Source organism: Polyangium sp. y55x31, assembly GCF_029946505.1.
Classification (GTDB): Bacteria; Myxococcota_A; Polyangia; order Polyangiales; family Polyangiaceae; genus Polyangium.
Genome location: NZ_JARZHG010000002.1, coordinates 158,612 through 170,926 on the forward strand (window position 1 = coordinate 158,612; position 12,315 = coordinate 170,926).

10 protein-coding genes are annotated in these 12,315 nt (G+C 68.7%); 4 read left to right on the forward strand and 6 right to left on the reverse strand.

All coding sequences use genetic code 11. The features are described from left to right. Positions 1–622 precede the first annotated feature (622 nt). Complete coding sequence (locus tag QHF84_RS03875; RefSeq protein ID WP_281311792.1) at positions 623–2,245, reverse strand: cryptochrome/photolyase family protein; 1,623 nt, start codon at positions 2,243–2,245, stop codon at positions 623–625. 107 nt (positions 2,246–2,352) lie between these two features. On the opposite strand from QHF84_RS03875, the gene QHF84_RS03880 reads away from it, so the two are divergent. Together QHF84_RS03880 and QHF84_RS03885 are read left to right on the forward strand one after the other, a co-directional pair. Continuing rightward, positions 2,353–3,681, forward strand: coding sequence for a hypothetical protein (locus QHF84_RS03880; RefSeq protein WP_281311793.1), 1,329 nt, complete (start codon positions 2,353–2,355; stop codon positions 3,679–3,681). A gap of 55 nt (positions 3,682–3,736) precedes the next feature. Beyond that, the gene (locus tag QHF84_RS03885) at positions 3,737–4,624 is read left to right on the forward strand and encodes an alpha/beta hydrolase (protein WP_281311794.1); all 888 of its coding nucleotides are present in this window, start codon (positions 3,737–3,739) and stop codon (positions 4,622–4,624) included. On the opposite strand, the gene QHF84_RS03890 is transcribed toward QHF84_RS03885, so the two are convergent. The 4 genes from QHF84_RS03890 to QHF84_RS03905 form a co-directional block, all read right to left on the reverse strand. Further along, complete coding sequence (locus QHF84_RS03890; RefSeq protein ID WP_281311795.1) at positions 4,614–5,585, reverse strand: substrate-binding domain-containing protein; 972 nt, start codon at positions 5,583–5,585, stop codon at positions 4,614–4,616. The two genes, QHF84_RS03885 and QHF84_RS03890, sit on opposite strands and share 11 nt — an antisense overlap. 37 nt (positions 5,586–5,622) lie before the next feature. Next, the gene (locus tag QHF84_RS03895; RefSeq protein ID WP_281311796.1) at positions 5,623–6,648 is read right to left on the reverse strand and encodes an ABC transporter permease; all 1,026 of its coding nucleotides are present in this window, start codon (positions 6,646–6,648) and stop codon (positions 5,623–5,625) included. Next, the gene (locus QHF84_RS03900) at positions 6,645–8,150 is read right to left on the reverse strand and encodes a sugar ABC transporter ATP-binding protein (RefSeq protein WP_281311797.1); all 1,506 of its coding nucleotides are present in this window, start codon (positions 8,148–8,150) and stop codon (positions 6,645–6,647) included. Before QHF84_RS03900 ends, QHF84_RS03895 begins: the two co-directional genes overlap by 4 nt. Positions 8,151–8,313: 163 nt before the next feature. Next, positions 8,314–9,498: a ferritin-like domain-containing protein gene (locus QHF84_RS03905; protein WP_281311798.1), complete on the reverse strand. Its 1,185-nt coding sequence runs from the start codon at positions 9,496–9,498 to the stop codon at positions 8,314–8,316. A gap of 27 nt (positions 9,499–9,525) precedes the next feature. Between QHF84_RS03905 and QHF84_RS03910 the strand changes: the two genes are divergently transcribed. Both QHF84_RS03910 and QHF84_RS03915 read left to right on the forward strand, forming a co-directional pair. After that, complete coding sequence (locus tag QHF84_RS03910) at positions 9,526–10,290, forward strand: glutathione S-transferase (protein ID WP_281311799.1); 765 nt, start codon at positions 9,526–9,528, stop codon at positions 10,288–10,290. 218 nt (positions 10,291–10,508) lie between these two features. Then, on the forward strand, positions 10,509–11,861 hold the full coding sequence (locus tag QHF84_RS03915) for a restriction endonuclease (protein WP_281311800.1): 1,353 nt from the start codon (positions 10,509–10,511) through the stop codon (positions 11,859–11,861). Between the two features lie 22 nt (positions 11,862–11,883). Here QHF84_RS03915 and QHF84_RS03920 read toward each other — a convergent pair whose 3' ends face one another. Next, positions 11,884–12,147, reverse strand: a complete 264-nt coding sequence (locus QHF84_RS03920; protein ID WP_281311801.1) for a hypothetical protein — start codon at positions 12,145–12,147, stop codon at positions 11,884–11,886. Positions 12,148–12,315 lie beyond the last annotated feature (168 nt).

Genomic DNA, 12,315 nt, shown 5'->3' on the forward strand with positions numbered 1-12,315 from the left:
TCCGCCCCTGGACCCGGACCAGCGCAAGCGCTGGACTCGGGGTCGATGAACTGCGCGATGCGCAGTTCATCGAACGAGCCGGGGCAAGACCGGCGACGGGCTGGCCAGCCAAGACCGAGAGGCCAACGTGTCCGTTGAGGAAGGGAGCGCTGCTGTCTCGACTGGCAACGCCGCTCGTGGTCTTGCCACGGGCCCGTCGTAGAAACCGCGCATCGCGCGGTTTCTACGCCTTCGGTCCAGGCCGTGCCTGGTCCGGGGTGCAGGGGGCGGACAGCCCCCGCTGGGGTCCGGGGTGAAACCCCGGCGCGACGCTGTCGCCCAGCACTCCCTCAGTGCGATGACGCGGGGGGCGCGGCGGACGGCGCGCCTGAGGCTGAGGCGCTCGCGGCGGCTGCGGCGGCGTTCATCTTTGCGCGGACGGAGAGCCGCATCCCTACGATGGTGCCGGCGATCGCGGTGGAGGTGACGATGATGAACAGGACGAGGAGCTTTCCCGAGTTCCCGCCGGACGGCCTCGACGCGGGTGTGGATGGCGACGTGCGGGGCGGGGGCGAGGGGGTTTCCATGCGGGGCTTCTATATCGTCCGATCTGGGCTGAGGCAACGAGCGTGGTGCTCGTGGTTCATCGTGACGGCGGGAGTTTTTCGGGGGTGAGTGGTTCGCCGCGCGCGAGTGCCGAAAGGACGGCCTCGCGCATGCGGGAGTCTGCCTCTCGGTGGGGGCTGGACCGACGGGCGAGCGCTTTGAGCGGCACCAGCATGCGCGGGTTTTTCTGGAGGATGGGCTCGTTCCGCGCGAGGAAGTCCCAGTAGAGCGCCGTCAGCGGGCATGTTTTTTTGGGGTCGAACGGGCAGTCGTCGCAATAATTGCTCATTCGATCCACGTAGGCTGCGCCGGAGACGTAGGGCTTCGTGGTCATGATGTCGCCTGCGGCGAATGTGCCCATCCCGAGCACGTTCGGCTCGACGACCCAGTCGTATGCGTCGGTGTATGCGATCCAGAACCAGTCTGTCAGCTCCCGCGGCGAGAGCCCGAGCAAGGTTGCGATGTTCGAGAGGATCATGAGCCGCGTGATGTGGTGGCTGTAGCCTTCGCGCCAGACGTCTCCGATCACTCGATCGAGACATGCGAGCCCCGAGCGCGGGCCTCCCTCCCAGAAACATGCGGGCAAGGGCTCGGTCGCGCCGAGCATGTCCGGCGTGGCGGGCGCGTTTGGGTCCTCGAGGCCGCGCGCCATTCCTTCGGGTAGGTCTGGCAGCATGCGGAATCCATCTGTCTCGCGGTGCACGTGCCGCACGAACTCCCGCCAGCCGAGGATTTGCCGGACGAAACCCTCCTTGCTCGCGATGGGAATGGGGAGCGCCGCGGCCTCGCGCACGATTCGCGCGGGCAGGAGGCGGTGGAGGTGCAGGAGCGGGGCGAGACGCGTGTGGAAGAGGGTCGTGGAGTCGCGCGACATCGCGTCCTCGAATGGGCCGAAATGCGGCAATGCGGCGCGTTTTCCCCAGGCCCAGAGCGCCTCGGCGTGCGCCTTCGTGCACGGGAGCGCGCCGGGATCGAGGTGGCCCGGGTGATCGGCATAGTGGCGATGGATCAGCGCGCAGACCTCTTCCGTAATGGGATCCAGCTCGAACGAGGGCGGCGTGGGTGCGGGGGGCTCTCCGCGGAACGGCAGCCGGTTGTCCGTGTCGAAGCTCCACCGCCCGCCCTCGGGTTTTCCCTCGTGCACGAGGATGCCGGTCCGCTTTCGTACGTACCGGTAAAACACATCCATTCGATAGGGCGGACGCCCGCCCGTCGCCTTCATGAAATCGTCGCGCGTCGTCAGCCACCCCTCGTGTGGGAGGAAGCGCAGCGCGCCCTTGGCCACGGCGGGCGCGAGATCCACGCGGAGCTCCCGCTCGGCCGGCTCCATGCAGACGAGCGGTCCGACCTCGGCGGCGGCGCGCGTCACGGCCCCGGCATAACCTGCGTCTGCCACCACGTACCGGACCGCGACGCCGCGCTCGGCCTGCTCCAGCGCGAAATGGCGCATGTTCGCGAGCACGAGGGCGAGCTTCTGCTTGTGGTACGGGCGGCGCGCGGCTTTCCCCGGGTCCTCGACGAGCAGCACGCCCGCGCGCTCGGGGGGGAGATCCCGCAAGGGGCCGATCGCGTCCGAGAGCTGGTCGTAGGGGACGAAGACGAACGTGCGCCCCCGCTCGTCCCGCGCGGAGGCGCGGAGCTCGGCGAGGAAACGCTTCATGAGGCCTGCGTCATGGTGGTGCGGCGGGACGTAGGGGTCTGCGCAGGCCCGGTCAAGCTGCCCGCCGATGTCTTCCTTTTCGCCTCGAAACCGACTAGTTTGCCCGCATGCGTGGCCTCGTCGCCTTGCTCGCTTCCGCGCTTGTTTCTTCCGCTCTCCTCGGCTGTGGCAACAGCGACAAAAGCCCGCCGCCCACGCCTTCCGCGACGACCACCACGCCTGCGCCCGCGCCGGAAATGCCCACGCCCAAGGGCCCGCTGTCGGTCGTGCTGGAGGCGAAGGACGTGGTCACGTTCTCGGGCGTGGCCGAGGGCGTGGTGATCGCGGACGCGGCGCGCACGCGGATGGCGACGGCGACCGTCGAGGCGGAGCTCGTCGAAAAGCCCATGCCCTCCGGCCTGCCCGCCGAAGGACAAATCCTGCGCTTTTCGGGCCGGTTGCCGAACTCGATCTGGTTGCTGTTCGAGACGCCGAAGATCGAGAAGGAGCCCGTCAAGAATCCGTTTTTCCGTCTGGATCAGGCCAAAGGCAGCTTCAAGCAATACGCCGACGACTGGAAGCCGCACCTCGCCGCGTGGTCGAAGAAGCGGATCCTCTCCATGTCGACGTCCTCGGGCAAACTCAAGGTGAAGGTGATGGAACCTCACCGGGACGAACCGTCGCCCGATCTGCCGAGCGCGCGGCTCGACGACGAGGCGTGCGGGAAATCGCTGCGCATCGAGGGGATCGCGGCGCTCGCGACCGGAGAGGTGTTCGCCGCGGGGCATTGCAAGATGGCGGATGCCGCGAAGCACCACGTCGTCGTGCGATGGGCCCCGCCGGTCGACACGAAACCCGCCGGAACCGCGAGCGCGCCGCCCCCCAAGGCGAGCGCGAGCGTGGCGCCCGTCGTCGCGAGCGCGGCGCCGGAGACCACGACGAACGAGGCGCAGGACGGCGGCGTGGCGGATGCCGGCGCGGATGGCGGCGAGGTGGAAGAGGCGCCGATCGGAGTCCCGGGCCAGGTCTACGTGCTGCCGGGCGTGCCCGCGTCGGTGAAGCACGTGGCCCTCGTGGCGCAGGGTCCGAGCGACGTGTGGGTGCTCGACGCCGAGGAAAACGGCAATGCCCACCTGCTCCGGCTCGAAGGCGGCGCCTTCAAGGCGCAGACCTTGCCGAAGATCGGCGCGCCCGTGCGCTCGCTCGCGGGCGCGGGCGACGGGACCTTGTGGCTCGTCACCGCGGACGCGATCTGGAAGCGATATCCGCCCGGAGAATGGGAGGAGGTCGCGCCGCCCATGCAGTCGCTTTCACCGGAGCTCGATTCTCGCTGGGACATGCGCGACGTGTGGGCCTCCGGGACCGACGTGTGGATCACGGCGAAGCACATCACGAACAAGGGCGAGCGGCACGTCGTGTTGCGGGCGCGGCCAGCGAAGGAAATCGTGCGGTGGTGATCCTGAACCTGCCCCCAGCTTGACGACGAAGGCCCGCGGGCGTCTCATGCCGCCCATGGAAAATCCGGGTCTCGCCGAGCTCATCAAATATCTTCGATCCAATGCCCCCACGAGCCCCGCGCCGGCCGACATGCGCGCCTGGTTCGCGAGGATCTTGCAAGCCACGCCCGTACCCAGCGAAGCGCGGCTCGAGCGCTCCACCTGCGACGTGCCCGCGTACTGGATCACGCCGCCGGGCGCGGATACGAGCCGCGTCATCCTGTACCTGCACGGCGGCGGCTACATCATCGGCTCGCCCGAGACCCACCTGGAGACGGTCTTCCGCCTGGCGAAATGTGCCGGCGTGCGCGCGCTCTCCGTCGATTATCGCCTCGCGCCGGAGCACGCCTGGCCCGCTTGCCGCGAGGACGCAGTCGCGGCGTATCGATGGCTGCTCGGGCAGGGCGTCGCGCCTTCGCACATCGCGATCGCCGGGGATTCCGCGGGCGGAGGCCTCACGCTCTCCACGCTGCTCGCGCTGCGCGACGCAGGCCTGCCGCTGCCGGGCGCCGCGGCGTTTCTCTCCCCCTGGGTCGATTTCACGGGCTCCGGCGATTCCGCGAAGACGAACGCCGAGATCGATCCGCTCGTCGATCCGCGCGGCCTGGCGATGATGGTCGGCGCCGTTCTCCAGGGAAACGACCCCGTGAAGAGCTCGCCGCTCTTCGCCGATCTCGGCGGTTTGCCCCCGCTCTTCGTGCAGGTGGGCACGGCCGAGGTGCTGCTCGACGATGCGCGCCGGCTCGTCGACAAGGCGAAGGCCGCGGGCGGCGAGGCCGAGCTCGACGTGTGGGAGCACATGATTCACGGCTTCCAGGCGTTCCCGAGGTACCTGCCCGAGGCCATTTCCGCGACCGAGCGCGTCGGCGATTTCGTGCGGGCACGCCTCGCCATCACTCGATGACCTCTCCGCCCTTCTGCACGTCTTCCTTCGTGAAACGGCGTGATCCGAGGGTGATCGTCTTCGGCACCTTCTCCCCTTTCAGGATCCGCGAGGCCGTCTCGACGGCCTCGCGCCCGCCCGTCGGATACTGGAACGTCGCGTCCAGGATCCCCTGCGCGACGTAACTCACGCCCTCGTGGGGCAACGCGTCGATCCCGACGAACTTCATCTCCTTCTCGCGACCGGCGGCGCGCGCCGCGAGGTACGCGCCGTGCGCGCCCGGATCGTTGTGCGCGTAGACGAGATCGATCTTCGGCAGCCTGGCGAGCGCCGAATCCATCTCCTTGCGGGCCTCGGGCTCGAGCCATTTCATGTCGGCCTCGAACGCGATCTCGATCTCGGACCCGGCGATCGCCTCGCGAAAGCCCGCGCTCCGGTCCTGCCCCGGCGTCGAGGTCATGAGCCCCTTCAGCTCGACGACCTTGCCCTTTCCGCCGAGGATTTTTTTGGTCCATTCGCCCGCGGCGCGGCCGATCTTCTTGTTGTCGGCGCCGATGAACGTGGTGAATCGCTCCCCGAGCACGGCCCGATCGAGCACGATCACCGGGATGCCCGCATCGAAGGCTTTTCCGACCGGCTCGGTGAGCGGCTGGGCCTCCTTCGGGCTCACGAAGAGCACGTCGACCTTCGCCGCGACGAGCTCTTCCACGTGCGCGCGCTGCTTCAAGGTATCGTTCTGCGCGTCCTTGAAGATCACCTCGATCTCGGGGTGCTCCTTGGCCGCGGCGGCGATGTCGGCGTTCATCTGCACGCGCCAGGGCTCGCCGAGGTTGCATTGCGACATCCCGATCACGAAGCGGGCCTTCTTGCCGCCCTCCTGCGCGGGCCCGCTCCCCTTCGATTCCCCCTTGCAGGCGCAGGCGAGGACGAGGAGGCCGAGGGTGAACGAGCGACGGGTGAATCCAAGCATCTTTCGGGACATGTCCGCACGACCTCCGGGCCGCCTACCGCGCGCCCCATCAAGCGTTTTTCTGGGCCACCGCCGCGACGATCACGATGGCGCCCGTGAGCATCAGCCGGCTCGCCTCCGGCACGGCATTGATGCTGAGGATCTTGTCGAGGTATCCAATGGTGAGCACGCCGAGCAGCGTGAGCCCCATCCCGCCGCGGCCCCCCTTGAGGCTCGTGCCGCCGATGACGACCATCGCAATCGCCGTGAGCTCGTAGGTGACGCCGGCCTCGGGGTCGCCCTGCTGCTCCTGCGCGGCCTGGCAGATGCCCGCAGCGGCCGCGCAGAGGCCGGAGATCACGTACGCGAGGATCTTCGTGGCACGCACGGGCACACCGGACAAACGCGCGGCCTCCTCGTTGCCCCCGACGGCATAAAGATAACGGCCGAGCCGGTGGCGGGCGCATACCAAGCCGACGATCGCGGCAATGGCGAGGAAGACGAGGGAGACGGCGGCGACGCTGCCGCCGAGGACCTGGGCGTCGAGCGCGCGAAAAAGCGGCGGGACCTCGACATAACGGAGGACGCCGTCGGGACCCGGGACGGCCGTCGCGACCTTCGTTCCGCCGCTCGTCGTCTTCGCCAAGCCGCGCGCGAAGACCATCATCGCGAGCGTCGCGACGAACGGCTGCACGCGGGCAAACGCGACGACCGAGCCCGAAGCCGCCCCGCACGCGGCGCCCATCCCGAGCACGAGGAGCACGGAGAGCCAGGCCGGCTCGCCCGCGTGAATGTTGAGTTTCGCCGCGACGACGGCCGAGAGGCCGAGCACGCTGCCCACGGAGAGATCGATCCCACCCGCGAGGATCACGGGGAGCAAGCCGCAGGCGAGGATTCCGACGACGGAGGCCTGCCGCAACGCGCCCTGGTGCGTGCCGAGGCGGAAAAACGCGCCTTCGGCGGGGAAAATCACGCCGAGCATGAGCACGAGCGCGAGCGAGAACAAGGCGCGCGCGAGCGAGGAGCGATGCCACGCGGAGGGTTTTCCAGGCGAACGCGGGGCGGGGGCTTCCAGGCTGGATGGGTGTTCGCTCACGGCTCCGCCTCATCGTGGCCCATGGCGAGGGCGAGCAGCGCGGCCGGGGTCACCTCGGCCCGCGACACTTCGGCGATGATCCGGCCTCGTCGGAGCACGAGGACGCGGTCCGCAATCGCGGCGATCTCGCGCGCATCCGAGCCCGCCACGAGCACCGCCGCGCCCGAGTCCGCGAGCGCGCGGAGTTTTCCGTGCATCTCGGCCTTGGCGCCGACGTCGACCCCGCGCGTGGGTTCGTCGCAGAGCAGCACCCGCGGCCGTTCGAGCAGCCATTTTCCGAGCACGACCTTCTGCTGATTGCCGCCCGAGAGCGTGGCCGCATCCATGGGGAGCGCCTCGGGCCGGAGGCCCACGTCGGCCGCCATGGACAGGGCCGCGCGCCGCTCGCGCGCAGGGCGAAGCCATCCGAGCGGCGAGAGCGCAGGCAACCGGACGAGGGTCCCATTGTGCTCGGCCGTCATGCCAGGCACGAGGCCCATGGTCTTCCGATCCGCCGGGACGAACGCCACACCGTGCGCCCTCGCCTCGCGCGGCGAACCAATTCGAACGGGCACCGAGGAGATCCGTACCTCCCTGGCCTGCGCACGCGCGCCAAGCGCACCGGAGAGCCCGAGCAAAAGCTCACTCGCACCCGCACCGGACAGCCCGAAGAGCCCGACGATCTCCCCCGCGAACACCACGAACGAGGCCCGATCGACGAGGGGCCGCTCACCCGCAACCGAATCCACGGACAATCCCTCGACCGAGAGCCGCTCCTCACGTGCAGCAGGTGAAACCGGCGCGCCTTCAGCCGAAATATTTCGTGGTCCAAGCATCCACGCGACGACCTGATCGAGCGGCACCTCGCCCACCCGCGCGGAGCCGACGACGCGGCCATCCCGCAAGACCGTGAGTCGATCGGCGATCTGCTCGATCTCCTCCATGCGGTGCGAGACATAAACGATCGCGACGCCACGCGCCCGGAGGCCCGCGATGAGCTCGAAGAGGCGCGCAATCGCAGGTCCCGCGAGCGCACTCGTCGGCTCGTCCATGATGAGCACACGCGCGCCGCGGCCAAGAGCCCGCGCAATCTCGACGAGCTGCCGCTCAGGAAGCGAGAGGCGCTCGACGAGGACATCCGGATCGAGATCGAGGCCAACCCCAGCGAGGATCCGCTCCGCGCACGCGCGCTCCCGCCGGCGATCGACAAAGCCAAAACGCCCGAGAGGCCGCTCGACGAAGAGGTTCTCGGCGACGGAGAGCGCAGGCAAGAGCGAAAGCTCCTGATGAATGACGGCGATCCCGAGAGCGCCCGCATGCGCCGGGGAGCGAGGACGGACGATGCGCCCGTCGAGCCAAATCGTGCCGCCATGATCCGTGTACACGCCGGCGAGGATCTTGAGCAACGTGCTCTTGCCCGCGCCATTCTCGCCGAGGAGCGCATGCACCTCGCCGCCACGGAGATCGAGCGAGACCCCGTCGAGGACGGTCGCCCGGCCAAACCGCTTGGTGATGTGCTCCATGCGGACGACCGGGGCGGGAACTCGAGCAGGCTCAGCCATGCAGGCGCAGGAAAGGGTAATGCGACGTGAGCCCGTACGGAAGAGCCGTCGCAACGCTGCGACGATGCAGCAATGCCCGGGACGCATGCCGAGCTTTCGCGACGCGCAACGTGGAAAACCCGAGTCAGGCCTCTCGAACCGCCGCCTCCACGAGGGCCCGGCCGAGCGGCATCACGACGTCATCCATCGCCCGGACGAACGCGGCACGGGCGTCCCCTCGCGAGATGTGCCCGTGCGCTGCGGCCACCTCGGCCGGGAGCGGCGGCTCCGGGGGCGGCGAAGGCAGACGGCCTGCGGCGTCGCGGAAGGCTTGCGCGACGGCGTCACGCACGGGTGCACCGCCTGCGGCGATCGCGAATGCGACGACCCTGAATGCGAGCTCTGCGTGGCGTGACTCGTCTTCTGCGATGCCCGTGAGCACCTGGCGCACGGCTGGATCGGATGCGCGCTCGGCTTGCTCGGACGCGAGCACCGCTGCGAGCGTCTCGCCCACGGCGCCCTCGACCACCGTCGACACTGCGAGTTCCACGAGACCTTCGCCCAGCGGCAGAGACAGCGCCTCGGGCAACCCTCGCGGCGCGACGGGAGCGCCTCGATAGGCCGCCGCGAGCGAGAGCGAGAGCCGCGCGTGCCGCACCTCGTCGAGTGCCGCCTCGTGTGCGGCGCGGACGAGTGATTCGTCGGCCCCGTGTGCGAGCAGCGCGAGGGCGAGGCGTGAGAACGCGGCGACCGAGGCGTGCTCGAAGAGACCGTCTCGGATCCAGCGCTCTGCGAGTGCTTCGCGTGCTTCCGCCGAGAGACCCTCGACGTTTGGCATCAGCGGCTCCTCGGACCAACCACGCCGTGCGGCCTCGATGGGCGCGACGGCGGGACCGTCGTCGGCGAGGAGCGGACGGCCGATGACGCACTTGGGCTCGATCGTGGTGTCGTAGCAGCAGAGGCCATTGCCGCTCGGATCGGGCTTCGGGCCGACGTCGACCGAGTGCAGGCACGAGCAGACATCGAGGTTCTGCGCGACGGGGCCGTACGCCTCCTGCACCGAGGGACACGACTCACCCACGTTCGAGGGGATGCATGCGAGGAACGTCGTGTACTCTCCCCAGCCGCCTTCGCACTCCGTCGGGCCCGTGGAGCTCGACGTCGCGTTTGTCGTCGTGCTGCCGCCTGCGCCGCCTGCGCCCACGGACTCGCTGTCGACGACGACCTTCGCGCCGCATCCGACGAACGCGACGGGCGTGGCGAGCGTGATCCCGAGCGCGGCAGCCATGCGCTGCGCGAGCTTCTTCCGAAAGTTAAGCGAACCATCCATCGACCCATGATACATGACGGGGCGCCCATGCAATCCCCCCTGCTCGTCACGATCACGTTCAGCCACTACTGCGAGAAGGCTCGGTGGACGCTCGATCGCGCGGGCATCACGTACCGCGAGTCGGGCCATCTTCCTGCGTTCCACATGCTCGCCGTGCGCCGCGCGGGCGGTCATCGCAGCGCGCCTGCGCTCATCACGGACGAGGGCGCGATCAACGACTCGACGGACATCGCCAAGTGGGCGGATCGCCGCGCGCCTGGCGCGCATCTCTACGGGACGAACGACGCCGAGCGCCGGGAGATCGAGGCGCTCGAGGACCACTTCGACGAGAATCTCGGGCCGCACACCCGGCGCTTCATGTACTTCCACATGTTGCGGGACCGTGACCTCGTGCTCCGCCTCTCGGCCATGCAAAACGCGCCTGCGCTGGAGAAACGCCTGCTCCCGATCTTCTTCCCGATCGTCCGCCCCGCGATGCGCCGGGCCATGCGCATCACGCCCGAGGGCGCCGAGCGCTCGCTTCGCAAAATCGAGGCGGCGTTTGCCGAGGTCGGCAAGAAGCTGGAGGATGGCCGCCGCTACCTGGTCGGCGACGCGCTCACGATGGCGGACATCACGTTCGCGAGCCTCGCGGCGGTGGTCCTCGCCCCTCCGGAGTACGGCGCCCCGCTCTGTTCGATCGACGAGCTCCCCCGGGAGCCCGCGGCCCGCATGCGCGCCTGGCAGGAGCTGCCGGCGGGGAAATTCGTGGCGAGGCTGTTCCGGGAAGATCGCGCCCCCGCGCGCCCTTGAGCCGCGAATACGGATCGCGTCCCGTATTCTCGGGATGAAAAACTCCGATATCGACCTACTCCGCACCTTTACGCAATGCGTCACACTGGCGCGCGTCGAAGTGGCAAAAATGCGCGCTGGCGCGTCGGATCCCGAACCGTCCTGAATGACAATCCGCACCACCCGTAGCGGCGGGCATGGTAACGTCCGAACGCAAACGCTCTCTGGGGGGAGCTTCCATGCCACGCCGTTACCTCGTCATTCGCACCGATCGCACGCAGCGTTCGTTCTTGACCCGCGAGCTCGAGCAAGGCCGCCTGCGCCAGGGTTTTGGTTGGCGACGCGAGCACGATTTGCGGCTCCTGCGCGACCAGGTGCGCGCGGGAAAAAAGCTCACGGAGGAGGAGGCGAGTGTCTGGCGAAACCGGCGCCTGCTCGACACGGAGCCCGATGGCCTGAAGCCGGGCAACGTGCTCATCCTGCCGAACCTGCCCGAGCCGGGCCGCTGGGTCCTCGCGCGCGTGAAGGGCGCCTACGATTTCGCGCCCATCGTCGCGCCGGGGCGGGAAGGCCCGGATTATGGCCATATCGTGGCCGTGGAGCCCATCCGCACGCCGGGCGGGAGGATCGGCAGCGTCGACGCGGAGAACACGCACGTCGACGCCGAGCTCCGCGCCACGATGCGGAACCTGTCGAGGATGTGGTCGATCGACGCGCTCGGCTCCGCCGTGGAGGCGCTCGTCCACGCGATCGAGTCCGGCAAGGACACGTGGACGCCCGAACCCGAGACGCAAAAAGCCGAAGGGTTCTTCACGGCCGTACGCGACGCGGCGTGGAAGCACGTCCAGACGAAATACAAGGGCGCCGAGCTCGCCCACCTCGTGCATCACCTGTTCGTGTGCATCTACGAGGGCGGGCGCGTCGAGCAATGGGGCGGGGCCGGCGAGAGGGGCACGGATCTCATCGTCTACACGCGGGATCCTCTGGGGCTCGAATACAAGGTCGCCGTCCAGATCAAGCAAGACGGGCTCCACGACGACGAGCGCGCGCTCGGCCAGATCGAGCAGGCCAAGGAGCTCCACAAGATCGACGCGGGCGTCATCGTGACGACCGCCGAGGTGACGAGTGGTGCATTCGAGGAAAAATGCGCCGCGCTCGAAGGCAAGCTCGGCATCGACATTCGCGTGATCGTGAGGGGCGAGCTCATCGAGCTCGTGATGAAGTACCTCGGCAAGGCCCGGATGACCGTCCGCGAGGCGCTCATCGATCTCCTCCGCGAGAGCACGGCGTCTCCCGAGCCGCGGGAGCACACGCCGGTGACGGACCGCGTATACGAAGAGCTGCAGCGTCTACCCGAGCTCGAACGTCAAATCGCTGGGACGAAGGTGGCGCACCAGAACCGCGGCGGCGGCGTTCATTTGATCCGGGTCGAATTACCCCAAGAAATGATCGCCGCCGTCGTGGAACCCATCGCGCAAAGCATCGTGTCCTGCCTGCGGAAAATGGTCCCGAGCGCGAAGTGTCAGCGGGGCAAACCGAGCGGCCCCGGTACGAAATGGATGGTCGTGGATACCATCCTCGAGCTCGCTTGACGTCGAAGCGAACTCTCCGCCGCTAGGCGCTCCCCCCGGCGCCGCCCGCGCCGCCGGATCCCCCAGCGCCGCCCGCGCCGCCCGTGCCCATCATCGAGCCACCGGTGCCGCCTGTGCCTCCGGAGCCACCCTCACCGCCGGTGCCGCCCGTGCCTCCGGAGCCGCCCTCCCCTTCATGACAATCGCCTTCGTGGCAGGCTTCCTCGGAGCAACCACCGACCAGCGCGCCGGCCGCAGCCACGAGCAACCCCGAAAACGCGAGAACCCTGAATTGCTTGTTCGTCATGGGATGGCCGTTTATCACCTCCGCCAGGTCTCCCGGTGCGACAGGTTGTCGCACGCGGAAAAGACCCCTGCCGTCGTGCGGTAACATTCCGCTGTTCAGGAACGTACACTTTTGAGGACCAAGCTCCTCCCCTCCCCTGCGGCTCCGACCGAGACCGACCCGACGTAG